General features: G+C 57.5%; 29 protein-coding genes. 13 read left to right on the top strand and 16 right to left on the bottom strand.

Annotated elements, in window-relative coordinates; genetic code table 11:
- From ACESMB_RS10650 to ACESMB_RS10640, 3 genes are all read left to right on the top strand, one after another.
- Nucleotides 1-157 (top strand): RidA family protein (locus ACESMB_RS10650; protein ID WP_372971513.1); only part of this gene is annotated, 157 nt, incomplete at its 5' end.
- Nucleotides 158-255: 98 nt separating this feature from the next.
- On the top strand, nt 256-1,017 hold the full coding sequence (locus tag ACESMB_RS10645; protein ID WP_372971512.1) for an FkbM family methyltransferase: 762 nt from the start codon (nt 256-258) through the stop codon (nt 1,015-1,017).
- Nucleotides 1,018-1,063: 46 nt separating this feature from the next.
- Complete coding sequence (locus tag ACESMB_RS10640) at nt 1,064-1,603, top strand: cytochrome b (protein ID WP_372927640.1); 540 nt, start codon at nt 1,064-1,066, stop codon at nt 1,601-1,603.
- Between the two features lie 41 nt (nt 1,604-1,644).
- On the opposite strand, the gene ACESMB_RS10635 is transcribed toward ACESMB_RS10640, so the two are convergent.
- From ACESMB_RS10635 to ACESMB_RS10600, 8 genes are all read right to left on the bottom strand, one after another.
- Complete coding sequence (locus tag ACESMB_RS10635; RefSeq protein WP_372927641.1) at nt 1,645-1,896, bottom strand: sulfurtransferase TusA family protein; 252 nt, start codon at nt 1,894-1,896, stop codon at nt 1,645-1,647.
- On the bottom strand, nt 1,889-2,014 hold the full coding sequence (locus tag ACESMB_RS10630) for a hypothetical protein (RefSeq protein WP_372927645.1): 126 nt from the start codon (nt 2,012-2,014) through the stop codon (nt 1,889-1,891). Before ACESMB_RS10630 ends, ACESMB_RS10635 begins: the two co-directional genes overlap by 8 nt.
- On the bottom strand, nt 2,011-3,183 hold the full coding sequence (locus ACESMB_RS10625) for a formate dehydrogenase subunit gamma (protein ID WP_372927642.1): 1,173 nt from the start codon (nt 3,181-3,183) through the stop codon (nt 2,011-2,013). The genes ACESMB_RS10630 and ACESMB_RS10625 overlap by 4 nt, the downstream gene beginning before the upstream one ends.
- An 86-nt stretch (nt 3,184-3,269) precedes the next feature.
- Nucleotides 3,270-3,878 (bottom strand): formate dehydrogenase FDH3 subunit beta, encoded by a 609-nt coding sequence (gene fdh3B / locus ACESMB_RS10620; RefSeq protein ID WP_372927643.1) that lies wholly within the window; start codon nt 3,876-3,878, stop codon nt 3,270-3,272.
- Between the two features lie 15 nt (nt 3,879-3,893).
- Nucleotides 3,894-6,779 carry a formate dehydrogenase subunit alpha gene (locus ACESMB_RS10615; RefSeq protein WP_372971511.1) on the bottom strand — a complete coding sequence of 962 codons (2,886 nt, stop codon included), beginning with the start codon at nt 6,777-6,779 and terminating at the stop codon, nt 3,894-3,896.
- 323 nt (nt 6,780-7,102) lie between these two features.
- Nucleotides 7,103-7,714 carry a molecular chaperone gene (locus ACESMB_RS10610; RefSeq protein ID WP_372926872.1) on the bottom strand — a complete coding sequence of 204 codons (612 nt, stop codon included), beginning with the start codon at nt 7,712-7,714 and terminating at the stop codon, nt 7,103-7,105.
- A 126-nt stretch (nt 7,715-7,840) separates the two neighbouring features.
- Nucleotides 7,841-8,482: a DUF3306 domain-containing protein gene (locus ACESMB_RS10605; protein ID WP_372971510.1), complete on the bottom strand. Its 642-nt coding sequence runs from the start codon at nt 8,480-8,482 to the stop codon at nt 7,841-7,843.
- Nucleotides 8,482-9,060: a DUF3305 domain-containing protein gene (locus ACESMB_RS10600; RefSeq protein ID WP_372926874.1), complete on the bottom strand. Its 579-nt coding sequence runs from the start codon at nt 9,058-9,060 to the stop codon at nt 8,482-8,484. The genes ACESMB_RS10605 and ACESMB_RS10600 overlap by 1 nt, the downstream gene beginning before the upstream one ends.
- A 176-nt stretch (nt 9,061-9,236) precedes the next feature.
- Between ACESMB_RS10600 and ACESMB_RS10595 the strand changes: the two genes are divergently transcribed.
- The 4 genes from ACESMB_RS10595 to ACESMB_RS10580 are packed head-to-tail and all read left to right on the top strand — an operon-like array spanning nt 9,237 to nt 13,256.
- Nucleotides 9,237-11,216 (top strand): 4Fe-4S binding protein, encoded by a 1,980-nt coding sequence (locus ACESMB_RS10595; RefSeq protein ID WP_372926875.1) that lies wholly within the window; start codon nt 9,237-9,239, stop codon nt 11,214-11,216.
- 20 nt (nt 11,217-11,236) lie between these two features.
- On the top strand, nt 11,237-12,082 hold the full coding sequence (locus ACESMB_RS10590; RefSeq protein ID WP_372926876.1) for an Mrp/NBP35 family ATP-binding protein: 846 nt from the start codon (nt 11,237-11,239) through the stop codon (nt 12,080-12,082).
- Nucleotides 12,079-12,783, top strand: coding sequence for a biotin/lipoate--protein ligase family protein (locus ACESMB_RS10585; protein WP_372926877.1), 705 nt, complete (start codon nt 12,079-12,081; stop codon nt 12,781-12,783). Before ACESMB_RS10590 ends, ACESMB_RS10585 begins: the two co-directional genes overlap by 4 nt.
- Nucleotides 12,780-13,256, top strand: a complete 477-nt coding sequence (locus ACESMB_RS10580) for a DUF6505 family protein (protein ID WP_372971509.1) — start codon at nt 12,780-12,782, stop codon at nt 13,254-13,256. Before ACESMB_RS10585 ends, ACESMB_RS10580 begins: the two co-directional genes overlap by 4 nt.
- A 16-nt stretch (nt 13,257-13,272) precedes the next feature.
- Here the strand turns inward: ACESMB_RS10580 and ACESMB_RS10575 are convergent, their stop codons facing one another.
- From ACESMB_RS10575 to ACESMB_RS10545, 7 genes are all read right to left on the bottom strand, one after another.
- Complete coding sequence (locus ACESMB_RS10575; protein WP_372971508.1) at nt 13,273-14,520, bottom strand: molybdopterin-binding protein; 1,248 nt, start codon at nt 14,518-14,520, stop codon at nt 13,273-13,275.
- A 41-nt stretch (nt 14,521-14,561) separates the two neighbouring features.
- Nucleotides 14,562-15,053, bottom strand: a complete 492-nt coding sequence (gene mobB / locus ACESMB_RS10570; RefSeq protein WP_372926880.1) for a molybdopterin-guanine dinucleotide biosynthesis protein B — start codon at nt 15,051-15,053, stop codon at nt 14,562-14,564.
- Complete coding sequence (gene mobA, locus ACESMB_RS10565; RefSeq protein WP_372926881.1) at nt 15,050-15,637, bottom strand: molybdenum cofactor guanylyltransferase MobA; 588 nt, start codon at nt 15,635-15,637, stop codon at nt 15,050-15,052. The genes mobB and mobA overlap by 4 nt, the downstream gene beginning before the upstream one ends.
- Nucleotides 15,630-16,499: a formate dehydrogenase accessory sulfurtransferase FdhD gene (locus ACESMB_RS10560; RefSeq protein WP_372926882.1), complete on the bottom strand. Its 870-nt coding sequence runs from the start codon at nt 16,497-16,499 to the stop codon at nt 15,630-15,632. Before ACESMB_RS10560 ends, mobA begins: the two co-directional genes overlap by 8 nt.
- Before the next feature lie 65 nt (nt 16,500-16,564).
- Nucleotides 16,565-17,371: a substrate-binding domain-containing protein gene (locus ACESMB_RS10555; protein ID WP_372971507.1), complete on the bottom strand. Its 807-nt coding sequence runs from the start codon at nt 17,369-17,371 to the stop codon at nt 16,565-16,567.
- 33 nt (nt 17,372-17,404) lie between these two features.
- Nucleotides 17,405-18,148: an ATP-binding cassette domain-containing protein gene (locus tag ACESMB_RS10550; RefSeq protein ID WP_372926884.1), complete on the bottom strand. Its 744-nt coding sequence runs from the start codon at nt 18,146-18,148 to the stop codon at nt 17,405-17,407.
- A complete protein-coding gene (locus ACESMB_RS10545) occupies nt 18,145-18,846 on the bottom strand; it encodes an ABC transporter permease (protein ID WP_372926885.1) in 702 nt (233 codons plus the stop codon). The genes ACESMB_RS10550 and ACESMB_RS10545 overlap by 4 nt, the downstream gene beginning before the upstream one ends.
- A 117-nt stretch (nt 18,847-18,963) precedes the next feature.
- Between ACESMB_RS10545 and ACESMB_RS10540 the strand changes: the two genes are divergently transcribed.
- The 6 genes from ACESMB_RS10540 (at nt 18,964) to ACESMB_RS10515 (ending at nt 25,070) form a co-directional block, all read left to right on the top strand.
- Entirely contained in the window at nt 18,964-19,848 is an 885-nt protein-coding gene (locus ACESMB_RS10540) for a substrate-binding domain-containing protein (protein WP_372971506.1), read from the top strand.
- Between the two features lie 34 nt (nt 19,849-19,882).
- Nucleotides 19,883-21,028, top strand: a complete 1,146-nt coding sequence (locus tag ACESMB_RS10535; RefSeq protein ID WP_372971505.1) for a putative sulfate/molybdate transporter — start codon at nt 19,883-19,885, stop codon at nt 21,026-21,028.
- 44 nt (nt 21,029-21,072) lie between these two features.
- On the top strand, nt 21,073-21,282 hold the full coding sequence (locus ACESMB_RS10530) for a DUF3565 domain-containing protein (protein ID WP_372926888.1): 210 nt from the start codon (nt 21,073-21,075) through the stop codon (nt 21,280-21,282).
- Between the two features lie 272 nt (nt 21,283-21,554).
- Nucleotides 21,555-22,610, top strand: a complete 1,056-nt coding sequence (locus tag ACESMB_RS10525; RefSeq protein WP_372971504.1) for a type IV toxin-antitoxin system AbiEi family antitoxin — start codon at nt 21,555-21,557, stop codon at nt 22,608-22,610.
- A 362-nt stretch (nt 22,611-22,972) separates the two neighbouring features.
- Complete coding sequence (gene epsC / locus ACESMB_RS10520) at nt 22,973-23,872, top strand: serine O-acetyltransferase EpsC (RefSeq protein ID WP_372926890.1); 900 nt, start codon at nt 22,973-22,975, stop codon at nt 23,870-23,872.
- 82 nt (nt 23,873-23,954) lie between these two features.
- Nucleotides 23,955-25,070 carry an ADP-ribosylglycohydrolase family protein gene (locus ACESMB_RS10515; protein WP_372971503.1) on the top strand — a complete coding sequence of 372 codons (1,116 nt, stop codon included), beginning with the start codon at nt 23,955-23,957 and terminating at the stop codon, nt 25,068-25,070.
- Here the strand turns inward: ACESMB_RS10515 and ACESMB_RS10510 are convergent.
- On the bottom strand, nt 25,045-26,335 hold a 1,291-nt coding region (locus ACESMB_RS10510), incomplete at its 5' end, for a putative 4-mercaptohistidine N1-methyltransferase (RefSeq protein ID WP_372971502.1). The genes ACESMB_RS10515 and ACESMB_RS10510 overlap by 26 nt on opposite strands.

Below are 26,335 nucleotides of genomic sequence, written 5' to 3'. Positions count from 1 at the left end.
CATCTACGTGACGGACCGCGAGCATCTGGCAGTGGTCAACCAGGTGTACGCGGAATATGTGGCTGAACCCTACCCCAATCGTGCGGCAATCATTGTTTCCGGGTTTGCGCGCCCGGAAATGTTGGTGGAAATTGTGGCTTATGCTGCTGTGACTTGATGGTCGCAGCGCCGCCAATGTAGTGATCACCTACCTCGTCTGGGCTCCCACGTTATTGTTTTGCTGCATGTACGGGATTCCGGTTCTAGACTGCATGTATGAAGAAAGCCATCACCGATCAACTGAACCGTTGGCTGGGGCTGGGGCGGTCCCTGGTTATCTATCGACGCCCCGGTCGCGAAAGGGCTTTGCGCCGGCTCTACAGTGAATTCGTCGGCCCCGGAGACCTGGTATTCGATATTGGTGCCCATCTGGGGGACCGGAGCTCCGCGTTTGCCGCACTGGGGGCCCGGGTAGTGGCGGTGGAGCCGCAACCTCAGCTGCTGCGATGGCTGAAGCGGCTGACCCGGCACCAACCAGGGATAGTGTGTCTGCCGCTGGCAGTGGGGCGGGCGCCGGGCAGTGCGCAACTGGCACTGAGCTTTCGTAATCCCACGGTGGCATCATTGGACAGTCGATGGCGGGAGCGGCTGCGCACCACCATTGCCGGCTTCCGGCATGTGCGATGGGAAGACTCGATAACGGTCCCGGTGACAACCCTGGACGAGCTAATAAGACAGTACGGCAGGCCTCGTTTCTGCAAGATTGATGTAGAGGGCTTTGAGGTGGAAGTCCTGGCGGGGCTGAGCCAGCCGGTGCCGGCACTGTCCTTTGAGTTCGTGAATGGTGCCCTTGATCAGGCATTGCAATGCCTGGAGGAGCTGGATCGGCTCGGCCGACACGAGTTCAATGTTATTGCGGGCGAACTACGCCACTTTATCTGGCCTTCATGGCGGAATCCGGAATTACTCCGGCAATGGCTTGAAGGGGAGGCCGAAGGAATTGCCTCGGGGGATATCTATGCCCGGCTCGTCGTCTGACCCGGGCTCGCTGCCGCTGCGGCAAACCACAATGGGGGGATAGCGTATGCCACAGTTTCAGAAATACCCTGCAGGCTGGCGGGTGCTGCATTGGGTAATGGCTCTGATGGTTCTGACATTGATACCCATTGGGCTGTGGATGGCTTCACGTGCGGAAGCGGATATCTGGGGGGCACTGACGAATACTCTGTACAGTGCGCACAAAGCCATTGGCTTTAGCGTGTTATTACTGATGATTCTGCGGATAGGGATGAAAATCCGATTAAAAAGTCCGCCTTACCCGGATGAAATGCCGCGCAGGTTGCAGTTAGCCGCCAAAAGTGTACATCACCTGATCTATATTTTGCTGGTGTTGACGCCGCTGCTTGGCTGGGCTGGTGTGACGGCGTATCCGGCTCTGGGCATACTGGGCGATGTCACACTGCCTGCCATGCCCCTTGTTCCTCAGGACGAGGAGCTGGCTGCACGCCTGTTTTATATACACGGGTGGCTTGCCATAACCCTGGGTGTATTGATCGCCGGCCATATCGCGGCAGCTTTGCGCCACCTGTTTCGCAAAGACGGTATCTTCCAGCGGATGGTTTGAACACAGTGTAATAGGTGGTACCGGGTAAAGCGATGGGATCACTACGCCAGACGAATACGGTAGCGGATGACGCCGGCGTCCTCTTCGCGGACCGATTCAATGCTGTGGCCTGTCAGCTCACACAGTACCTGTAGGTCCCTGCGGCCGCTGGGGTCATCCGCCAGGAAGTCGACCTGAGTACCACTGGGCAAATGCTGTGTGCGTTTTTTAAAACGCAAAATGGGAAGAGGGCACACCAGACCGACGGCGTCGACCTGATGTACCTCCTCGTATGCCTCTGACTGATCAGTCAAGCCGCACGCTCTCGCTACTGTATTGTTCTGCGGAAGACCATCCGAACTGATCCAGGACTACCGGAGCAAGAGCGGCGATCACCAGGGCGGCAACAAATCCCGCTAGCATGACTTTCACGATGATTCTCCTTTGCCTTGTCTGGCCTGAACCTCTTCTACCCACAGGTCGTGGTGTTGGCGGGCCCATTCCAGATCAACCTGACCGTTACCCATGGCATCGAATGCACCTTCCATACCGACCGAGCCGATGTAGATGTGTGCGATGATAGCCAGCATCATCACAAACGCCACGATCGAGTGCCAGATGTTGGCGTACTGCATCTCTTCGTGTGGAGCCAGGGCGGTCGGGAAACTGGTTCCAAGAACGCTGTTGATCAGCTCAAAGGTTGAGGCGAACATGGGCATTTCAAACGGAAACAGCAGCGACAGGCCTGACAGTGAGACTGAAAAGCCCAGAATCATCACAGTCCAGAAGATGATCTTCTGGCCAGCATTAAACTTCTTCGATGAAGGATGGGACTTGGTGAAAATACCTCCGCCCGCCTTGAGCCAATGCCAGTCCAGCTTGTTGGGGATGTTGTGCGCCACCCACATGCAGAATGTCATTATCAGACCCAGCATGAAGGACCACGCAATGTTGTTATGAATCCATTTGGAGCCGACAGCCAGGGTAGAATACGCTTCATGCCCGATAACAGGAATCAGGAAACTGCGCCCCATGAGCGTGATCAGCCCCGTAACGGCTAAAACGATGAAAGAGCCGGCCAGTAACCAGTGACCAAATCGTTCGATGGCCTTGAATCGTTCAATCTTGGTGCCCGAAGGGCCGCCGTCGATCATGATCTTGCCGCGAATGAAGTAGAACACCACCAGCAGTGCCAGAAAGCCCAGGATTGCACCACCCCCATAGGCGATGACCGGCCCTTCTCGCAGCTCATACCAGGGCATGCCTCCGTCCTGGATCAGAACGTCGACTGCAGGGCCCCGAACCTCGGTGCGGATGTCGATCTCGTTGTAGCGAACGCCTCGCCAGGCGTCAGCCTGAGAGCGCCCTCCGAGAGTACCCAATTGCTCGTCGATTGCCGCCGCATTGGCTGGATCGCCCAGATTTTCTGATCGGAAAGACTCGTCAACCTCCAGCTGTTTCTGGCGGGCCATGATGTCTTCCAGGGTTTGAGCGCCCCCGGTGCTGGTTCGATCAACCTCAGGGGCTTCTTGCGCCCAACCAGGGTTGAAAAGCAGTGTCGCCAGCACAAAGATGGCGGCACTGAAGATTTTAACGTTCATGAAGAGCACTCCAGCGGAATGAACAAAAAGAATCCGTTGCCTCAATGAATTCCGGGGCGCCAAGGCCCCGGAATCAACAGCTGGGCTTATGCGCCCTTCTTCTCGTAGGCCGTGCCCCATCCCCAGGCGCCTGAACCGAAGCCTCGGCTCACTACGCGCTGGCGATAGATGTCCGCCACTTCGTTGCCGTCACCGGCCAACAAGGCTTTGGTCGAGCACATTTCCGCGCAGATTGGCAGCTTGCCCTCCGCAATACGGTTGCGACCGTATTTGTTGAACTCGGTTGTTGAGTTGTCTTCTTCTGGACCACCTGCACAGAACGTGCATTTGTCCATCTTGCCCCGGCTGCCATAGTTGCCCGCCTGGGGAAACTGGGGTGCGCCGAAGGGGCAAGCGTAAAAACAATACCCACAACCAATACACAGGTCCTTGGAGTGCAACACTATTCCATCGTCGGTCTGGTAGAAGCAATCCGTTGGACAAACGGCCATACAGGGCGCGTCTGAACAGTGCATGCATGCTACCGAGATCGAGCGCTCACCGGGCTTACCATCTTCGATAGTCACCACGCGTCGACGGTTAATGCCCCAGGGGACCTCATGCTCATTCTTACAGGCCGTTACGCAGGCATTGCATTCAATGCAGCGTTCGGCATCGCAAAGAAACTTTGCTCGTGCTTGTCCTTCAAGTGCCATGTTATACACCTCTTATTATGCTGGCATAATAGAACACAGGGTGGCTTTGGTCTCTTGCATCTGCGTGACCGAGTCATACCCGTATGTCTGAACCGTGTTAGTGGATTCACCCAGTACATAGGGATCGGCGCCCTTGGGGTACTTGTCCCTCAGGTCCTTGCCCTCCAGGTGTCCGCCGAAGTGGAACGGCATGAAGGCTACGCCTTCGCCGACGCGCTCGGTGATCATCGCTTTGACCTTGATGCGTGCGCCCTCAGGGCCGGAAACCCAGACATCCTCACCGTCACGAAGGTTCAGGTTATTGGCATCGCGCGGATTCACCTCGATGAACATGTCCTGCTGCAGCTCCGCCAGCCAGGGGTTTGAGCGAGTCTCATCACCACCACCTTCATATTCAACCAGTCGGCCTGAAGTGAGGATGATGGGGAACTCCTTGCTGAAGTCCTTCTTCTGAATGGACTCGTACAGGGTGGGGACGCGCCAGAAGTTCTTGTCAGCATAGGTCGGGTAATCTTCCACCAGATCACGGCGGTTGGTGTACAGCGGTTCGCGGTGAAGCGGGACCGGATCCGGGAAGTTCCAGACTATGGCGCGGGCCTTGGCGTTACCGAAGGGGGCACACTCGTGTTTGATCGCAACACGTTGTATGCCGCCTGAAAGATCCGTTTTCCAGTTGGTCTCGGGGCCGGCAACCTTGTCAATAGCGGCGCGTTCTTCCTGTGTCAGGTCACCGTCCCAGCCCAGATCCATCAGCATCTGCATGGTGAACTCGGGATACCCGTCCTTGATCTCCGAATTCTTCGAATAGACACCTTCAGCAAGCAAATTATCGCCGTCGCGCTCGACACCAAAACGGGCCCGGAAGGTAAGACCGCCTTCGGAAACCGGCAACGACATGTCGTACAGGTTCGGTGTACCCGGGTGGTTCATCTCGGCGGTGCCCCAGCATGGCCACGGCATACCGTAGATATCGCCATCGCAGGGACCACCCACCGCGCGCAGGGTTGTCCTGTCGAAGTGGTGCTGGTTCGCCATGTGCTTCTTGAGGCGATCTGGCGATTGACCAGTGTAGCCAATGGTCCACATGCCACGGTTGAATTCGCGAGTGATGTCTTCGATGACCGGCTCGTCGCCTTCGATCGCAATGTTGCGGAACATACGGTCGGTAAACCCGAACTTGTCTGCAAGAAGCTTGATGATTTCATGATCGACCTTCGAGTCGAACAGGGGTTCTATGACCTTCTCACGCCACTGGAGCGATCGGTTGGAAGCGGTGACTGACCCTGAAGTTTCGAACTGCGTGGTCGCTGGCAGCAGGTATGCGCCTTCTTTACGATCGTGCAGCACGGCAGAAACTGTGGGGAAAGGGTCCACAACCACCAGCAGGTCCAGCTTTTCCATGGCTTCTTTCATTTCAAGCATACGGGTCTGCGAGTTGGGCGCGTGACCCCACAGAACCATCGCCCGGGTGTTGTCAGGCTGGCCGAGGTTTTCCTTGGCTTCGAGAACACCATCAATCCAGCGGGATACCGGAATGCCTTTTTCATTCATCATGGCTCTGGACTTGCCATCTTTATCCATGGTGGCAAAGCGGCCCTTCAGATAATCCATGTCCTCTTCCCACACCCGTGCCCAGTGGGCCCAGGAGCCGGCTGCGAGGCCATAGTAGCCCGGCAGGGTATCGGCAAGAACGCCCAGGTCGGTGGCACCCTGAACGTTGTCGTGTCCGCGGAAGATGTTGGTTCCGCCGCCGGAGACGCCCATGTTACCCAGCGCCAGCTGCAGTATGCAGTAAGCCCGGGTGTTGTTGTTACCATTGGTGTGCTGAGTACCCCCCATGCACCAGATAACCGTGCCCGGGCGGTTGTTAACCAGGGTACGCGCGACGCGCTCGAGTTGCGCTCCGGGAGCACCGGTTACGCGCTCAACTTCCTCAGGCGGCCAGCGCTTCACTTCTTCGCGGATGTCTTCCATGCCGTACACCCGGGTACGGATAAACTCCTGGTCTTCCCAGCCGTTCTCAAAGATGTGCCACAGCAGACCCCAGATCAGCGCGACGTCTGAGCCCGGACGGAAGCGAACGAACTCATCGGCGTGAGCAGCAGTTCGCGTGAAGCGCGGATCACAAACGATAAGCGGCGCGTTGTTCTGTTCCTTGGCTTTCAGGATGTGCAGCAGCGATACCGGGTGCGCTTCTGCCGGGTTGCCCCCGATCAGGAAGATGGCCTTGGACTTGTGGATGTCGTTGTACGAGTTGGTCATCGCACCGTAGCCCCACGTGTTGGCTACGCCGGCTACTGTCGTTGAGTGACAGATTCGGGCCTGGTGGTCGACGTTGTTGGTGCCCCAGTAGGCAGCAAACTTGCGGTAAAGGTAGGCCTGTTCGTTGTTGAACTTCGCACTGCCCAGCCAATAGACCGAATCGGGGCCGCTTTCGTCGCGGATCTGCAACATCTTGTCGCCGATCTCGTTGATAGCTTCGTCCCAGGAGATCTTCTGCCACTCGCCGTTGACCATTTTCATGGGGTATTTCAGGCGGCGTTCACCGTGGCCGTGCTCTCGCACTGATGCGCCCTTGGCGCAGTGGGCACCCATATTAAAGGGGCTGTCCCAACCCGGCTCCTGGCCAGTCCATACGCCGTTCTGAACCTCAGCCTCGACTGTGCAGCCTACCGAGCAGTGCGTACACACTGACTTCTTGATAACGACGTCGCTACCCTCATTCGACGGGGTTGCAGCCTGGACGCGCGTAGACGGCAGCGACAGAGCCGCAAGGCCACCCACTGCAACGCCTGAGGCCGTCAGGAATCCGCGGCGGTCCATGGTCGTTGCACCGAGGGATGAAAGTAAAGATCCCGCACGGGAGCCTTTCGCTACCCCGTTGGTTTTCTTCCTCAACATGTCTCGTACCTCTCTCTTTTTTTTATTCTCGTTTTCCCGGAAGTGCGGTCATCCAAGAGCCTTTCGCAACCTCGAATGACTCACTCTTCCTTAAAAGCGAGCCGATTCCAGATATTTACGGGTGTGCTCAGTGTCACGTAGGCCGCTGCTTTTAGGCGCGTCGTTTCCGGCGACCTCGGCTGCGGCGTTCGGTGCTACTGCCACGGCAACGGCAGCTGGAACTGCTGTTGCGGCCATTCGCAAGAAACGGCGACGGCTGTTATCACGTTGTTGGTTGTCCATAGGACACCTCCACCTGGGTTAAGGGATCCGGTAGATCCCGGTTATTGAAGTGCAAACGCATCGGCCTCTACGGCCATGAAAGCCTTACCAAGCGACCCCACAGGGGCGTAGAAAACTGCGGTTTGCGCTTTCTCCAAATCGGTAAAAAACAATGCCGCCCACTTTGCCAGGTGCGCGTCATAAAAAGCTTTTTGGGAAGACAGGCTACTTTCGCTTTCGAACTCTCCGGTAATGATTCCCGCCATGATCTCGCAAAGCGTACCGATATGATCCTCGGGCTCCTTGACGTCATCGCTGACCCTGATGCCCCTGGCAATCAGATCGCCACGCAAATCCGCAAGGGGTTTTTCATTCAGGAAACCGGTGAGGTAATAGCTGGCGTAGGGGAGTAGTTCGCCGCGACCGACACCGATGAACAGGTTGTTGTATTCACGATTGGCGTCTTCAGGCGAGGTGCGTTCGGCAAGAGTAGCGAGAGCTTTGGAGGCGGACCCCAAGGCGGTGTCACCACCCTGCAAGGATGCGAGGCCACGAAGCAGTTCCCTTGAGGGCGGGCCGCTCAGCAAGGCGCCCAGCAACTGGTACATCTGCGCACGCGAGCGGTCTTCGTCGGTGACCGAACGAGGGCACTGAATTTCAGCGGTGTTGTTCAACTCTCTGTCCTTACTGTTTTTGTTGGATCGTCTTCGCGACATTAATTTTTGGACACTTGTTCATTCTTTATACGCTCAATCAGGGCCGGGAGCAATTACACTTCCGAGCGCCACTGATAACCAACACTAATGATCAAAACGCATCCGGGGCCGATAGCGCGGTGCAGGTTCCGCGTCAGCCTGAGGTGCCCCGGGATCCACGAGGCCAACAGTGCTCGTGGATGCGACGGCAGTTTCGGGTGCTGACTCTTCAGCCAGCTCTTTTTCATTCTGTTCCTGTTCGGCCACCCCTTCAGGGGCAGTCGCTTCTGACGCCTGGGCCTGCTCCTGCATCTGTTTTCTGGCCTGATCTTCAGCTTTGTCATCAACCACTGGCGTTCTGTCAAAACCCTGGCCCACTTTGTACAGGGTTTTGACGGCTTCGGTCGCTACAGCGGCGTCGGTAAAATCTTCATCATAGTCATTGAGCCCGTCCAGGACTGCCAGAACCGGATTGGATTTCCAGAGCGAGCGCAGGGCCCTGCGACGCAGGAGTTCGGGAATCTCTTTTCGCATGAACCCCTTGATGTCTGTGCCCAGTTCGATGGCATCCGGGTCAGGCAGATTGTACTTTTCCAGGACCTCTTGCTCAGGCAAGGCTTCGTTGACGGCGAGTTCCTGCTCTTCCGGGGACGGTTCGGGCTCGATGGCCGAAGGAGGGGGGAGTTCAGTCTCTTTGCTGGCGCCGGTTTTCCTCCGCGACCAACGCTGTAAGCGTGACTCAGCCATCAGTGCACTCTCGGTGTTTTCTGGTTGGCAGGTGCACGGAAAACGTCGCTCTCCTGACGAATGCGTGCATCGCCTTTGCCATCTTCGCTGCCATCAACACTGATTTCGTCGCGACGGCGTTTTTTGAAAGGCTCTTCGACATAGTGCATGTCGATAAACTCTTTGATCCAGGCTGCCAGGGATTCTGGAATCGGAACTGCTTCGACGATGCTCTCGCCACTGTCCAGAGAATCCAGTGCTTCATGGGCGCTGGCGGTAACAGCGCTGACAACCCATCCTGAAGGAGACCTACCGCTCTGATCGCGGTCCAGTATTACCCAGACGGAAGGAACGGCCATATTCAGGGAAACAAGGTAACCTTCCACATCGGCGCGAAATAATTCCATTGCCACAGTACCCGCATGATAGTCGACTACCTCGCCGTCACGGACCAACTCGTTCCAGAACGCCTCTGGCGCACCGGGTATAACAGCCACTGGCTTCCAGGTCTCACGGGCCCAACGGGTCACTCCGGGCGATCGCCGAATTACTGCACCGATTTTAAGCTCGCGCTTCCAACTATCTGTGTTACGACTCATGACAGCTCTCTGTACGGCGCTTCATGCGGCTTAAGGCGGCTCCTTCTCCTACGAATCTAGCAGAGCGCCAACAATTAGCCAATTATTCAATTGTCGAAGGACAAACGGGTGTGGCATCCTCGATGGACAATATTGAACACGTATATCTACAAGAATAACTAGAAGAGCAGATTCTGATGAGTGCACAAAAAACCCTACTGATTTGCACCTGCGACAAGACCCAGTCTTTCGATCCCGATGCATTGCAAACGGCCGCGGCAGCTGAACAGGTGATCATGGTGGATCAACTGTGCGGCACAGATATGAAGACGGCGGCCGATCACATGAGTGGCAGTAACGAACTGCTCATTGCCTGTGGCCAGCAGGCCGCCCTGTTCGAGCGTTTGAGTGAGGACGTACAGGCTGAAACCGGGCAGTCCGCACCGCTGAATACTATCGATATCCGGGATCGTGCTGGCTGGAGCGCAGCGAGCGCAAAACCCGCGCGCCTGCAGGCCAAACAGGCGGCACTGATCGCCGCAGCCCAGATTCCGGCGCCTGCGGCGCCGGTGAAAACCATTCAGTCCAGCGGGGTTTGCTGCATTGTCGGCCCCACCGAGCAGGCTATCAGGATGGCTGAGCTGGTGCAGGATGAGCTGGGTGTGACCTGTATTGTGAATGATGCGGGGCCCATACAGCTGCCCTCTGCCAGTTACGACATGGCCCGAGGCCAACTGACGGGCGCCGAGGGCGCACTGGGAAACTTCAGGCTGGAATTTTCCCGGCTTCAGGCTCTGAATCCCGCCGGTCGCGGTGCCCTCGGTTATGGTGAGGTCAGAGACACTGCCCGGAGTGAGTGCGATGTATTCATCGACTTGCGTGGCGGTGCACCGGCATTTCCCAGCCACGAGAAACGCAACGGCTACTTCTGGGCGGATCCGGCCAGAACCGGAGAGCTGGAACGTATCGCCCTGACGGCCAGGGACCGCGTTGGTGAATTCGAGAAAACCGTGTATTTCCGGTTGGAAACCTCACTGTGTGCGCACTCACGGTCGAACCAGCCCGGCTGTACCCGATGTCTTGATGTCTGCCCCACCGAGGCGATTTTTTCCTTCGGGGAGCATGTACAGATTGATTCTGATATTTGCGCCGGCTGCGGGTCCTGTGCGGCGGTTTGCCCGACCTCAGCCGTGACCATGAATGAAACTCCTTTCGAGACTCTGACCCAGGTCATGGCCGTTATGGCCCGGGTCTATCGCGAGCATGCCGAAGAATCCCCGCGCCTGGTTTTCCACACCCTCGGTGCGGGTAATGATTCCATTGCCTATCTGGCACGATACCACGATGGACTGGCGGACGATCTGCTCCCACTGGGGCTGGAGCATGTCGATCGTGTCGGCCACGCAGAGATAATGGCTGCGTTTGGTGCGGGTTATGCTGAAGTCCTGATCCTGGCGGACAATGAGCTGGATCGTCGGGCCGTTGCTGCGGAAGTTGAACTGGCCCAGGCCATGCTTAAAGGTACCAGAAACTCTCCCAGCCGGGTCCGGGTGATCGCAGCGGAAGAGCTTGGCGAGGCCGGGGACAACGCCGGGCGAGTGAGCGAGCCGGTTCTGCTGGTTGGCGGCCGTCGGGACATCACGCGGGTTACCATCAGCGCGATGGCGGACAGGATCGACGCGCCGATTCCACTGCCAGCGGGCGCACCCTACGGCGCAATCGAGATCAACTCCGATAAGTGCACGCTCTGCCTGGCCTGCGTATCGCTGTGTCCCACCGGGGCCCTTGGTGATCACCCGGACCGCCCGGAGGTTCAGTTCACGGAAAACGCCTGCGTTCAGTGCGGGGTCTGCGAGAGCACCTGTCCGGAGACGGCGATCAACCTGGTACCCCAGTTGGACGTATCGAAAGAGGCCCTGAGTGCCAGGGCGCTGCATAGTGAGGAACCGTTCGAGTGTATCAAGTGTGGCCGGCCCTTTGGCGTCGCCAGCACCATTAACCGGATTGTTGAAAAGCTGGAAAACAAGCACTGGATGTACCGCAACTCTGATAATGTTCAGCTCATCAAGATGTGTGACGACTGTCGTGTCAATGCCCAGTTCCACGGTGACACCGCGCCCATGGCCGGGGGCGATCGTCCGCGGGTTCGCACCAGTGACGACTACCTCGACAGCTGAAAAATCAAACAGGATACAACATGGTTCAATACACCGAAGTCGGAAAATCCAACCTGATCGGTACCGACGCGCCCCGGCCACAGGACAAAAATCCGAAGGGGATTGATCGCATTATCGCTATTGCCTCGGGCAAGGGCGGCGTTGGCAAGTCGACAGTGGCGTCCAACCTGGCGGTTGCGCTGGCCTCGAAAGGTCTTAAAGTGGGCCTGCTGGATGCAGACGTTTACGGGCCCAGCCAGCCCCGCATGCTGGGGGTTTCCGGTCGTCCGTCCAGTCCCGACGGGCATACCATTCTGCCCCTGCGCAATCATGGTGTCACCCTGATGTCCCTGGGTCTGATGGCTCCGGATGACGAAGCCATCGTCTGGCGCGGGCCCATGCTGATGGGCGCGCTGGAGCAGATGATGAATCAGGTGGATTGGGGCCGGCTGGATGTGCTGCTGGTGGATCTTCCGCCGGGCACCGGTGACGTGCAGATGACCCTGAGCCAGAAATTCTTTGTGGCGGGCGCCGTTGTGGTCTCGACGCCCCAGGACATTGCCCTGATGGACGCGCGCAAGGGCATCGACATGTTCAACCGGATGGAGGTGCCGCTGTTTGGTATCATAGAAAACATGGCCTCCTTTATCTGCGACGGTTGCGGTAAAGAGCACCATCCCTTTGGTTCCGGCGGTGCCCGGGCTGAAGCAGAAAAGCTGGGAGCACCTTTCCTGGGTGAAATTCCGCTCGATCTGGATATCCGGATTGGTTCGGATGGCGGCGTCCCGATTGTGGTGTCAAAGCCCGATAGCCTCCAGTCCAGGTCGTTCCAGCGCATCGCCGATGAAATTATCGCCTCTGACGTATACGCACAGGCCATTCGATGATCGAGTCACCCCAGTTCCCGCCGCTACTTTCGGGCCAGGCCGTGCCCAGACAAACGGACCCTTTTGACAAGGCCGTCAGCCAGGCCATTGCCGGCGTCGATTCCGGCACGATCTTTTACTCCGAGGTGGGCGACACCTTGCGCGCGGCCCTGGTGCTGGCACCAGAAACACCCCTGGAAGAGGCCATTCAGGCGGTCTATGTTGCCCAGATAGGTCTGGCAGAGAGTATCGGAGCACTGGCGCCACCCGAGGTGCCGGTGCATTTTCAGTGGCCCGACCGCATCAAGGTCAATGGTGCAGTCTGCGGTGGCGTTCGCTTTGCAGCGGATGTGTCAGATCCCAATGCGCATCCGAGCTGGCTGGTGATTGGTATCGATGTACCCTTTATACCGGTGAGCGACGAGCCCGGTAAAAACCCCAATGAAACCTGTCTGCTGGAAGAGGGGTGCAGCGATATCCAGCCCATGGCGCTGCTGGAGAGCTGGTCCAAACACACCCTTCTATGGCTCACCTACTTCATGGACAGCGGGTTCCAGCGCGTACACAATGAGTGGCGGCCACGCTGCGACACCCTGGGCAAAATGATCGACCAGCCAAGGTCCGGCGTTTTCGTCGGGCTGGATGAAAAGGGCCGGATGCTGTTGCGCCAGGATGTCATGACCGAAACAGTAAGTTTGATTGAATTCGCGGAGCACACATGAAACTGGCCCGAACCCTGCGACTGGATATATCCGATGAGAATGTATATGAAGTGCCTGCTCCCAGCGGGGAATGGGCCATTTCAGGCGGGTTCGAGTTCTCCAACTGGACAGAGGCCGACCTGAAAGGCAAGGCTCGTCAAGCGTTTACCAACGGTTGGTACAGTATCGAATCCGGGGGGCGCGCCAGTTTTGTGGGCGTGTGCAATATCACTGAAGCAGAGCTGGAGCAACTGCGGCAGACACTGGCGCAAACCTTTGTGGAGGTTTACGGCGCGCCGGATATTGATGCTGCCTATCCGGTTGCCTGCGAAGAAATCGACCAGATGCGCAACATGTGCGAGGACTTCGAGGAAAACACTCTGCTGATGATCAGCCGGACGCTGACCGAGTCAGGTGTCGAGGAAACCTACCGCTCCCGGGCCCCTCAGGATGCTTCGCTGGAGGCCTTTGCCGTACATGGCGGCTACGAATGATTAATCTCTGAGGGCATCAGAGCCCGAAGCTGCCGTACGGGATAAACCGCACCGGGGTCCCTGGCTCTATTTGTTGAGCACTCTCGTTGAGTTCCACCATCCCCTCGGACCAGGCCAGACCGGTTACCCGGCCCGAGCCCTCAGAGCCGAAAACCTCAACCTTTCCATCACGTACCCGGGCGCGCAACATTTCGCTGCGCCCCGGTTTTTTGTTCTTGGAAAAAGTGGCGGGCATGACATAGCCCCGGGGTTCAAACCATTTGCCCCCCGCCAGCAATGCCATCGCCGGAGCGCCGAACCGCAGTGCACAGACCCAGGCTGCCACCGGATTTCCCGGCAAGCCCACCACGGGCGTCCCCTGGAACATGGCAAGCGCAAGGGGGCGGCCAGGTTTGATTGCGATGCGCCAGTTGCTGATGTCGCCATGGGCTTTCAGGGTTTTCGATACATGATCCTCATCCCCCGCAGACACTCCGCCACTGGTCAGAATCAGGTCACACTGTTCAGCGCCACGTTCCAACGCTTGCTTCACATCCTCGGCCCGGTCCAGCACATGGCCCAGGTCCACCAGCTCGTAGCCGAGCTGCGTGACCAGGGCACTCAGCATCGGGCGGTTGGCGTCGTAAATCTGCCACTCGGTGACCTCTGAGCCCACTGGCTTCACTTCATCACCGGTGGACAGCACGCCGACCCGAAGCGGCTGATAGACATCGACTGATTCGACGCCGACGCTGGCAAGGACGGAAATCTGGGTGGGGGTCAGGCGTGTTGCTGCCGTGAGGATCCGATCCTGAGCCTGGATGTCTTCACCGGCCTGACGTGCGTTGGCGCCCGCTTTCAACGTGCCGTTCAGATGTAGTTGCCCGTCCTTGACCTCACAGTCCTCTTCCAGGACCACGGTATCTGTGCCGGCCGGTATGACGGCGCCGGTCAGAATCCGGATGGCATGGCCCTCGGGTATCCGGCCGGTGTAGGGCTTGCCGGCGGCACTCCGGCCATCAACCAGGGGCAGAGAGCAGGGCACATCGGTAATTGGCCCTGCAAGCGCATAACCATCCACCGCGGAATTGTTGCTGGGGGGATGGGCGCGGGGTGCGTAAACGTCGCTTGCCAGTATCCGGCCATTCACCTGTGACAGCGGGACTGCGCGGTCCACGCCTACCACTGGATGCAGGCGTGAGCGTAAACGCTCCAGGGCCTCGTCCACGGGCGTCCAGTTAACCCCGGGGGGCAGGGCAAAGCAGTCGTTACGAAGCGGTTTCATGGCTTTCCCGGTGCTGGTTATTTTTCTGCTGGATGTATCGTTCATGGTTTTTCGACGTTCAGAATAAAGTCAGCGATTCCGGGAACATCGTTTACATCGAAAACGGGCCCCGAAAAATCCGCAGCATAGTCTGCCGCTACCGCAATAATGTTGTCGTCCTCCGCGTAAAGGGGGGTACGCGAACCCTCCTTTCGGTGCACTTCTATCTTGCGATGTGAATGGGTTTTGAAGCCCTCAACCACAACCCAGTCGCAGGGGCCCAGACGAGCCAGCAACTCTTCGAGCGTGGGCTCCTGGGCGCCTCGCAGCTCATGCATGATGGCGAAACGCTGCCCACCCGCCAGGATAACCTCCCGGGCGCCAGCATCACGGTGTTTATAGCTGTCGGTGCCGGGCTGGTCCACATCCACCGAGTGGTGAGCGTGCTTGATCGAGTTAACCGTTAATCCCCTGGCTGACAGCTCGCGAATCAAAGCGGCGGCCAGCGTGGTTTTTCCGGAATTTTTCCAGCCCACAATGCCTATGACGTTCACTTCAGGTACTTCTCCGCCCAGGCCAGGTCTTCCGGTGTATTGATGTTGAAGAAATCGCCCTCGTCAAAAACCGCCAGCGCCTCACCCTGAGCCTGTGTCCACTGGCGAATCTTGCGCACTCCGTCGTTAAGAGCGGCTCGCAGATCATGCCGCAAGGCCACCTGCCAGCGGCCAAAGGTCGGCTGAGGCAGCCGGCCGCGTTCAGGATCCGGCGTGGCCGCCAGCACCACGGGCGTATCGAATTCGGACAATCGTTCCACCAGGTTCAGAGGGAACGATGGGGTATCCGCGGCAACGCTGATCAGCCATTCATGGCCCTGTTCAGCCGCCCAATCCATACCGGCGAGCACACCCGCCAGCGGGCCCGGGAAGTCGCCAATGGAGTCGGCCACTACCGGCAGGCCCAGATCATCAAACCGGCTTAAATCCCCGTTGGCATTCAGTACTACGGCGTCGACCTGTGGTGTGATCCGCTCGATGACGCGCTGGATCAGCGACTGGTCGCCCAGCATCAATCGCCCTTTGTCGCCACCGCCCATGCGGTTGGCCTGGCCGCCGGCGAGAATGACGGCGCACTCAGTCATGCTCTGCCCCTTTACGACGCATTTTTTTCTCTTCATCGGGAACCTGCGACAGGTCCTGATCGAACACCAGCCGATGCTGGCCACTGAGGCAGGTAAATTTCTTGCCACGCATACGGCCGATCAGCGTCAAGCCCACCTGCCGGGCAATATCGACGCCCCAGGCGGTAAAGCCTGACCGGCTGATCAGGGTGGGGATGCCCATCAGGGCCGTCTTGATGACCATCTCGGAGGTCAGGCGCCCCGTGGTGTAGAGGACTTTGTCGGCTGCCGCGATGTCATTCAGATGCATCCAGCCGGCGATCTTGTCCACCGCGTTATGACGCCCGACATCCTCCATGTAAGCCAGCACCTCGAGCCCCTGACAAAGCGCGGTGCCATGAATGGCGCCGGTTTCCATATACAGGCTGGGGGTGTGGTTAATCTGGTAGGAAAGGTCGTAAAAGGTACTGGTGTGGACCGGAGTGTCCGGCAATTGCAGGCCGTCCAGTCCCGCCATCATGTCGCCAAAAACGGTCCCCACGGCGCAGCCGGAAGTGCGGGTTTTCTTTTCCAGCTTGTCCTCTACATTGGTGACACCTGAGGTGCGGACCACCACGACTTCCAGCTCTTCGTCAAAATCAATGCCGGTGAGCTGGTCGGTCTCTTTTAGCATTCCCTGATTCAGCAGAAAACCCAGCGCCAGATACTTCGGGTGATCGCCAATGGTCATTGCCGTGACAATCTCCTGGCTGTTCAGGTAGATGGTCAGGGGGCGTTCTTCGATCACGCTGATCGACTTCGGCTGACCGTGTTCATCAACGCCCTCCACAGCGCGGGACAGTCGAGGATCTTTGGGGTCGGGAAGCAGGGGATTAATCGTCATTCTTGTTATAGCCCTTTCAGGAACGCTGTAGATTTAAAACTCTGTGAAGCTCGGCAGAGATTAGCCTATTTGGCATTCGGGAAAAATAGCTGTTGTCCATTCACCCTGAATTCGGCAATTGCTTGCTGGCCAACCCCGGACATCAGCCAGTTGTGCCACCGCCTGGCCAGGTCGTGCTTGAGGTGCGGATGCTTCTCTTCGGAGAGCAGCAAGCTGCCGTATTGGTTGAACAGCACGTCGTCGCCTTCAAAAAGCAGCGTCAGGTTCTGAGGGTTTCCAAAGGCCACCCAGGTGGCGCGATCCGACATTACGTACGCATCCATTGCCGCTGCGGTATTGAGCGTTGGACCCATGCCACTGCCGAGTTCGCGGTACCAGTCGCCGTCCGGTTCAACACCAGCGTTTTCCCAGAAGCGCAACTCGGCGCGATTGGTGCCGCTGTCATCGCCCCGTGATGTGAAGGGCGCCTCGGCATTGGCGATCGCCAGGAATGCTTCGGCGGCACTTTTTGCCCCACTGATATTGGCGGGGTCATTGGCAGGTCCGATCAATACAAAGTCGTTGTACATGACATCGGCTCGCTGGCTTGCGTAGCCGTTTTCGACAAAGCGCTGCTCGCCGGTGGTGTCGTGTACCAGAAGGCTGTCGGCGTCGCCGCGGCGGGCGATTTCAAACGCCTGGCCGGTGCCCACGGCCACAACCCTTACCTGGACGCCGGTGGCTTCTTCAAACTTCGGCAAAATGGCGTCGAACAGCCCCGAGTTCTCGGTCGACGTGGTGGATGCCAGGGTGATGTAGTCATTGGCGTAAGCGTTTAACGCCTGGCTCATGCTGGCCAGAACTGAGAGCGCGAGGGTCAGGGTCTTTTTCATGTTGTTCTTCTCTTTTTCGGTTCGGGAGCCGACTTACTCGACCAGTTCTCCGGCAATATACGCTTGCGCCTCTCGTGAGACGGGTCCGTTGAAGAACGTTTCAGCGGGGGTGTGTTCACGTACTTTTCCGCCTGAAAGAAACAGCACATCCCCGGCGAGGCGCCTGGCCTGATGCAGATCGTGGGTGGTCATCACAACGCGGGTGCCACGCTGATGGAATTCACGCACGGCGGCCTCTACGGCCTTGATAGCTGCGGGATCAAGAGCAGAGGTGGGTTCATCCAGAAAGAGCACCTGAGGCGACAGCACCCAGGCGCGGGCCAGAGCCAGGCGCTGCTGTTCGCCGCCGGAGAGCACGCGAGCGGGGGTGTGGGTGTTGGCGGTAAGACCAAAACGCTCAAGCGCATCACATGCGAGCTTCACCCGTGTCCTGCGCGGTACGTTATTCACCGCCAACGCGTGAGTGAGGTTGGCCACGGCTGAACGGCGCAAAAGTACCGGTTGCTGGAACACCATGGCCTGGCGGGGGCGCCCTTCACCGGACCAGGCCACACTGCCCCGGGTGGGCGTCAGCAGACCGTGGGCCAGCCTCAGCAGAAGGCTTTTGCCTGCCCCGTTAGGCCCCATGACAAGGGTGGGACCGGTGTCGTTCAGAGTGAATGAGCACGGGCCCAGCAGTAACTTGTCCTGGTGGCTGAAAGCAACACCGTCGAAGCACAGTGCCGGGGGCGGTATAAGGGCGGATGAGGCGAGGCGAGGCAGGTTGAATGAGGTCATCCTGTCCGCCTTCTGGTCAGTTCGCCCATCAGATAGACGCCCGCATTAATCAGCATCACCAGCGCCAGCAGCACAATCCCCAGCCCCAGCGCCAGGGGCAGGTTGCCTTTGCCGGTTTCCAGCACAATGGAGGTCGTCATCACTCGCGTGACTCCTTCAATGTTGCCGCCCACCATCATCACCGCGCCTACTTCGGCGCTGGCACGGCCGAATCCGGCAAGCAGGATGGTCAATAGAGCAAAACGGGCATCCCATAACAGGGTGGGCATCATCCGTGGACGTGACATGCCCAGTGACACAAATTGTTCATGGTACTCACCCAGCAGCTCTTCGACTTTCTGGCGTGACAGCGCCGCCAGTATCGGCAACACAAGTACCACCTGAGCAATAACCATGGCCCCAGGTGTAAACAGCAGTCCCCACTCACCCAGTGGCCCGGCGCGTGAGAGCAGTAAATACACCATGAGCCCGGCCACCACGGGAGGCAGTCCCATCAGGGCGTTGAGCAAGACAATCATCCCGCCGCGCCCCGGGAAGCGCCACAGCGCAACCGCCGCACCGAGGGGAAACCCCAGCACAGCGGCGATCAGAACTGCGAGAATCGAAACCTGCAGCGACAGCGCTACGATCTGAATCAGCGAAGCGTCGAGATTTAGTAATAGCGACAGCGCCACATAAAACGCATTATTATTTTCCACGGCTGCGCCTCCTTGATATTGAGCATCGTGGCGTTTCTGACTACGCTTTGCACAGCGTGCTGAAAAATATGCAGCCAAAAACAGCCTAATGCTTTTTACGGCCACCAGGAGAGACTGATGCCGCTTCCCGCTTACCTGACCACGGCCGAAGCCGCCGAGTATCTGCGCCTGAAAGAGCGCAAAGTCTACGATCTGGTCAGCCAGGGAGTTATTCCCTGTGTACGGGTGACAGGGAAGCTGTTGTTTCCCCGCCAGCGCATTGACCTGTGGTTGATGAACCATCTGGAGGGTGACGATGGCGTCAGCTCTCCTATCCCGCCGGTTCTGGCGGGTAGTCAGGATCCGCTGCTGGAATGGGCGGTGAAAGAGAGCAGTGCAGAGCTGGCTTTGCTGTGCCAGGGAAGCGGCGATGGCGTACAAAGGTTGATCGATGGGCGCGCGATGCTGGCCGGGATGCATATCTGGCATGCCGAAACCCAGCGGTATAACGATCCCGCCACGCTGGGGTTGATCGGCATGCGCGACCTGGTGCTGATCCGTTGGGCGAAACGTCAGCAGGGGCTTCTTCTGGCCGCGGATAACCCTCATCGACTTAAAGGGCTGGAGGATATCGCGCGGCCCGGCATACGCATCGCGCATCGCCAGCCCGATGCCGGCGTCAGCCATTTGCTGCAGGGCCTGCTCGCCCGCCACCGTATCGATGCCGAGAGCCTCGCATGGGCCGCTCATGCCTCCCTCAGCGAGGACGATTTGGCCCTGGCCATTCGCCAGGGAGAAGCGGATATCGGCGTGGGAATCGAAGCCGCGGCGAAGCGCCAGGGGCTGGCTTTTATTCCGCTACAACAGGAGCATTTTGATCTGGCCATGCGCCGGCGCCATTATTTTGAACCGGCCCTGCAGCGCCTGCTGGCGTTTGCCGCCAGCGAGCGCTTCACCCAGCGTGCCGAGGCGCTAGGTGGTTACGACATCCGTGAGCTGGGAAAAGTTGTCTACAACGCTTGAACAGCACCAATAACAACAAACAGGCGGATTAATCATGCCTTCAGTACAAAAAACCCTGGTGAAAGATGCCAGCGGGGCGATGGGTGATATTGGCACCCTGATTCCACTGGGTCTGGGGGCTATCGGGTTGGCAGGATTGGCTCCGATACCGGTACTGCTGGGGTTTGCTGCATTCTACATCGCAACGGGGCTGTATTATCGACTGCCGATACCGGTTCAACCCATGAAAGCGGTTGCTGCGTTGTTGCTGACCAGCGAGGTGACGTCCCAGAGCCTGGTTGCCAGTGGTGTGGCGATAGGGATCATACTGTTGGTGCTGGGCCTGACGGGTTGGATTAACAGCGCAGCCCGACTTATTCCAAGATCCGTGTTAAGCGGGCTTCAGCTTGGGCTGGGGTTGATGCTGGCCAGCATGAGCATGGGGTTGATGGCCACTTCCGTGCCACTGGGCGTGATGACGCTGGGGGTGCTGGGCATTACCCTGAAGATGCTGCCAAACTGGCCAGCGGCCCTGATAGGGCTTGGTGGGGCCGTCGCAATCGGTACCTTGCTGGGGGCTCCCGGACTCACGCTTCCTGTGGAAAATTCGGTTGTACTCTCATTGCCTGAATTACCGGGCATCGACGACTGGCAACAGGCGACTTCCATGCTGGTGTTACCCCAGCTGGCCCTCACGTTGACCAACGCCATCGTACTGACGGCCCTGGTGGTCGGGGATTACTACGGCGAGCAATCCCGTCGCGTTTCCCCGGCCCGGCTGTCGGTCAGTACCGGTCTGGCCAATCTCCTTATGGTGCCGTTCGGTGCAATGCCCATGTGCCATGGAGCAGGCGGTGTGGCGGCGCACCATCGTTTTGGCGCGAGGACCGGCATGGCTCCCGTTTTACTGGGGATAGCTCTGCTGCTGGTCGCCTTTATACCGGGCGGCCTGTCAGTCATCGCGGCCATTCCCATGGCTGGTCTCGGGGCCCTGTTGTTCTTGACGGCGGTCGAGCTTGCCTTGTCCAGACGCCTCTGGTCGGCCAAACCGTCCTGCTGGCCTGTCATCGCAACAACGGCACTGGTGACCGTCTGGGCCGACCCGTTTTTCGGGCTTCTGGCCGGGGTGGTTACGGAAACGGTTCGGGCTGCCTGGGTGCGTGGAAGAGGGACGCAGTCCGAAGAGCCTACGGACGCCTAGGCGATACGTCTATTCATCGGAATTTCATTTCCAGATTAGAGCTCATGAAGCAACCCATCACTGGCTATCATAAAGACGAGGAAAACCACTGGGTCGCTCAGTTAAGGTGCGGCCACAATCAGCATGTGCGTCATTCGCCGCCGTGGGTGAACCGCCCCTGGGTCACCTCGGCTGACGGCAGGGAGTCGATGATGGGATTTGAGCTTGATTGCAGGAAATGTGAAGAGGGTGCTCCGCCGGATGACCAGCCATGATCATGTCATTCACTGCGCGGTTCTAGGCTCTGGCCGCCTGTCAGGATTCGAACCTGAAGCCTCTGCTTTCGGAGGGAGGCAGGGGTTTCTTCAATGATATCAGGCTCTTTGCGCCAGATTTTGAAAATAGAGCCCGGCATATTTATAGGCAAAGGTAGAGGTTTGGTTGGGAAACAGGGCGAGCAAGATCCGCTTTGCATCTATGTTCATCAGAAACACTTGTTCATTAATAATGAACGGTGCTATTTTGTGAACAGTGATGTGGAGCGTCTATGAAAACACCGATCAATGAAAACGAACTTCTGAATCAGGCAATACGCGCATTCCATAATGAAACGGGCTTAGAGCTATACACGCGTGACGCGAGTAAGGTGATGCCTTACACAGAGGACTTTATTCTCGAACTGGGCTCTACGGGGGTTGAGTATAGTGTCGAGCTCAAGCGATGGGTGCAGCAGTCGAACGTGGGCACTATTGCTGCTCAGCTTCGAAGAATGCCTTCGCCTGCATTGCTTGTTGCTGACTACGTGAATCCTAATATGGCAGATCGTCTGCGAGATGTTGGTGTACAGTTCATTGATACTGCTGGCAATGCCTACCTGAATCAGAATACCTTCTTCGTCTTTGTAAAAGGTAATCGCACTCCATCTCCCCATACTTCGCCACGGAAAACATCCAGAGCCTTCAACGCATCAGGTCTAAAACTGATTTTCAGTTTTCTGGTAGAACCAAACCTCGTTGGAGAAACCTATCGAAAAATGGCCGAAACCAGCGATGTTGCCCTCGGTGCAATTGGCTGGGTTCTGAACGACCTGAAAGACAAGGGCTATGTCCGAGAGCATGGGAAAAAAGGCTCAAGGTCGCTTGAATCAACAATGGAGTTGCTTGATCGCTGGGTTGAGACTTACCCGGAAAAATTACTGCCCGAGCTGGACATGGGATTGTTTCAGGCGAAATCTGACATGCCCTGGAAGGAAATCAAACCGGAGGCCTTCGGTGGATGCTGGGGTGGAGAAGTTGGCGCGTCTTTGTTGGACAATTACCTGTCTCCAGCACAAGGCATGCTCTACCTCCCACGGGAAAAGCTCAAAAACCTGGTGATGGAGCACAGGCTGCGAAAAAGCCCCGAGAACACCGCCAATTCGTCTGAGACATTGCAGATTTACGAGAAGTTCTGGCGCTACGATCCAGATAACTTGCATCAGAACTCCTGTGTCGCGCCAGACATTCTTGTATACGCAGATCTCCTGGCGAGCGGAGACCCCCGAAACCTGGAAGCAGCGGAGCGGCTTTATGGCAAGATTAGAGATCGATTCCAGGAAGATTGATCCGATCCAGTTAAATACCTACAAAGCCATCAAGCGTGTCGGCTCGGATCAAAGAGTGCCATTCATCATTGTCGGCGCGTCAGCCCGCGATTTGGTAATAGGTAACGAGTGTCCGGGAATCGGACAACGATGAGGTCGCTGGTCTCTTGCACTCGTTTTCGTGAGTTAACGGTAGCACCAGCTTACCGGGCTTCCTGGGCGGACATTCCTAAACTTAGGTTGCCGTTTTTCTCCGAAAATCAAATTAGCTTCAGACCGATTGGCGCGACGAAGTGATCGGTTTAAGGCTCTCAGGCCGTATCTAGAAAGCATTTGTTGATTCATCAAGGCTGCCGGAGCCGCACAAACAAGAGGAAAGCGAATTGGAACCGGAAGCAAGCGTCATTGATAAGGTCACCAGCGAACTTCGCCGTGCCCGCCATGACTGGCGAGAGGAGCAGGGCCGGGAGCTGGACCTTGGCAACCGTGAACTGCCTTCAAATCAGGCAGTTCACAATTTAGTCGATAGACTGTGCGCGATTTTGTTTCCAATGCGTCTAGGTCCTCCAGACCTTACCAAGGAGCGGGAAAACCAGTTTGTTGCTTATAGCCTCGGCACCGTTGAACGTGACTTGGTCGCTCAGGCGTGCCTTGAGCTGGGCTACGCCGAGCGCAATCAGCGCGCCCCAGAAACGCTTCAAAATGAGGCTGGTAAACTGGTAGTCGATCTGATCGGTCAGCTTCCCGAATTGAGGCGGAAGCTGGATGAGGACGTACTCGCTGCTTATAGTGGTGACCCTGCGGCCACCTGTGTCGATGAAGTTTTGATTTCCTACCCCGGCGTTCACGCGTTGATCCATCATCGACTTGCCCATGCGATCTATAACGCCGGTTTGCCTATCATTGCCCGGATTATCGCCGAGAAGGCCCATTCAACCACTGGCATCGACATCCACCCGGGCGCAACCATTGGACGTTCTTTTTTCATCGACCATGGCACAGGTGTCGTGATTGGCGAGACGGCGGTCATTGGCGACTGGGTGCGGCTATATCAGAACGTGACCCTGGGTGCCGTCAGGTTCACCAAGGATGAGTCCGGCTCCCTGACCAAGGGCGAACCCCGGCACCCTATTGTTGAGGACGACGTAGTTATATATGCCGGCGCCACTGTTTTGGGCAGGATCACAATTGGGCGCGCGTCGGTCATCGGAGGTAATGTGTGGCTGACCCAGAGTGTGGCGCCGGAAAGCCAGATTTCCCAGGCGTCTCTTCAGCAGCGTTGATTCCAGCCGAATCTGCCTATGAACAGCTTGTCCGCCCGAACTGGATCAACCTCAAACCTGCCATCAGCGAGAGCAGCCCTTTATGTCTAAGACATCCGCTCCAGCAATTCGCGTTACCAGTGCCCTGAAGACCGAGTTTATCGCTGATTCACTGGCAATGCCGGTGCACTGGTACTACAACCCGATGGATATCGAGAAGGCCTTCCCGGGTGGAATTCAACGGTTTGAGGCAGCGCCGGAGTTTCATCCTTCTTCAATAATGGCTCTGCACTCGACCACCGGGGGTGGTCGCCGTCTGGGTGAGAATAAGTCAGGTGAGCGGTCTCCTCAAATTGTGGGGGAGGTAATCCTGAAGGGCAGGGCGAAATACTGGAATAAGCCGAACGTTCACTATCATCGGGGCCTTGGACCTGGTGAGAACACTCTTAATGCGCACTGCGCGCGGCTTCTTATGCGGTCGCTGGCCAATCGATCTGGGCAATATGATCCACAGGCCTTCGCTTCGTCCTATATCGATTTTATGACCGGCGACCCTCCCGCGCATCCGGATACTTATGCTGAATCCTACCATCGTGGTTTTTTTGCCAATTATCAGCAGGGGCTGCCGCCAGAGAAATGCGCCATGATCACTCACGATACACCTTCTGTGGGCGGATTGGTCACCATCGCTCCGTTGGTATTTTCGCAGCGACTCGGGGGCACTGGTTTGTCGGATCTGCAGGCTCTTTGCCGCAAGCATCTGGCGCTGACGCACCCGGATGAAGGGCTGATGAAGGTCTGTGATCGGTACGTGGAGCTGCTGTGCGGACTGATGGAGGGCCCAGACGACGAAGGTGTCCAGTCCCTTCTCGTGGCAGCCGGCAAAGGCGTGGCAGGTCTGAACGTCGCCGAACTGGTAAAGCGAAATCTGCCCGACCTGCAGGTGGTGGGCCGGCTCTATTCGCCGGCCTGTTACATATCGGACTCTTGGCCTGCGGTTCTGTATCTCGCCTATAAATATCGCAAGGATCCCTGGATGGCACTTCGCGTGAACACCAATCTGGGCGGCGACAACGTTCATAGGGGTGCAGTGCTAGGCGCAATACTGGGATTGTTGAGTGAAGAGGTGGCCACCGGCTGGTTTGATCAGCTGGTGGCCCATGAGGCAATTGATGAGGAGATTAGTGCGCTTGTCAGCGCGGCAACCGCTCCCAGATAGTGACTTCAGACAGTGTATGTTGGAATTTGTGCTGTGTTTCACGGATGACGAAAGGCACCTTGCGCGGCGCGCCCACCAACCGGAAGTGTCCGCCAAGGTGTTCCTTGAGTCCGTCCAGAGTGGTGTGATTTTCACCATCCTTCTTGAAACCACCGATCCATTCCTCTTTTGGCGTGTGTTCTTCCAGCCAGGTATAGGGCGAGGCGATGACCAGAATTCCGCCATCATTAATGCGCTCGTGGACGGTGTCCAGAAAGCGACTTGGGCGGTAAAGCCGGTCGATCAGGTTAGCTGCCAGCACCAGGTCGTAACTGCTGTACTGGGGTTTGAGATTACAGGCGTCACCCTGATGGAACGACACTTTCTCCGAAGTACCTTCCAGCCCCAGTTCTTTTAGAGTGCGAGTATGGTAGCTGACCAGTTCGCCCTCTTCGGCCAGGGCGTAGCGAATAGCACCCTGCTCCGCCATCTCTACACCAAGGCGGATGAAGTTGGCGGAAAAGTCGACACCTTCCACTTCGTCAAACTCTCTGGCCAGCTCAAAGCTTGAACGACCGCAAGCGCTGCCAAGATCCAGGGCCTTGCCGGTGTTTTTGCCTTTCATGGCTTCAAGCGAGATGTCCGCAAGGACTTTGGGGAAGTTGTCCACGCCAAACCAGGAATCCCCGAAATGGAATTCCGCGTATTCGGTCAGTAAGCGGTCGCTTTCATAGTAGGCATTGGGCTGTGCGGCTTCGATTTCTGACTCAACGTAACGGAATCCGGCATGCTGGAAAAAGTGCGGTCTGAAGGCGTAGCGGGCTGCCAGCCTGGCTTCGTCCCCACAGGAAATCCAGGATCCGCCTTTAATCAGATGGTGCTGTCCATCGAAGGTGGGCGTTGTGAAGTCGTCGTAGAGTGGGTGTACCTTGAAGTTCTCGAAAGGATAGGTCGGTGTTTCCATCCACTGCCAGACGTTACCCACGACATCGAACCACTGTCCGTGAGGGAAGCGGGTGACGGGACAGGAGGACGCGCCATGGTCCAGGTGCAGGTTGGCGTTTGCAGGGTTTTCACCCACTTCCTGTACACCGGCTTCCGAGCAGAGCCGATACCATTCGTCTTCGGTTGGCAAACGAATGGATTTGCCGGTCTGCTCGCGTTTCCATTCGCAGAAAGCCTTTGCTTCGTGGTAATTGACCTCCGCAGGCCAGTCCCAGGGCATTTCAACTTCCTCTGTCATCAGACGAAGCTGCCAACCGTTTTTCCAGCGCCAGAAAGTCGGG

Source organism: Marinobacter sp., assembly GCF_041686475.1.
Classification (GTDB): domain Bacteria; phylum Pseudomonadota; class Gammaproteobacteria; order Pseudomonadales; family Oleiphilaceae; genus Marinobacter.
The sequence above is the reverse complement of the archived record's forward strand: the minus strand, read 5'-3'. Positions and strand labels throughout refer to the sequence as shown.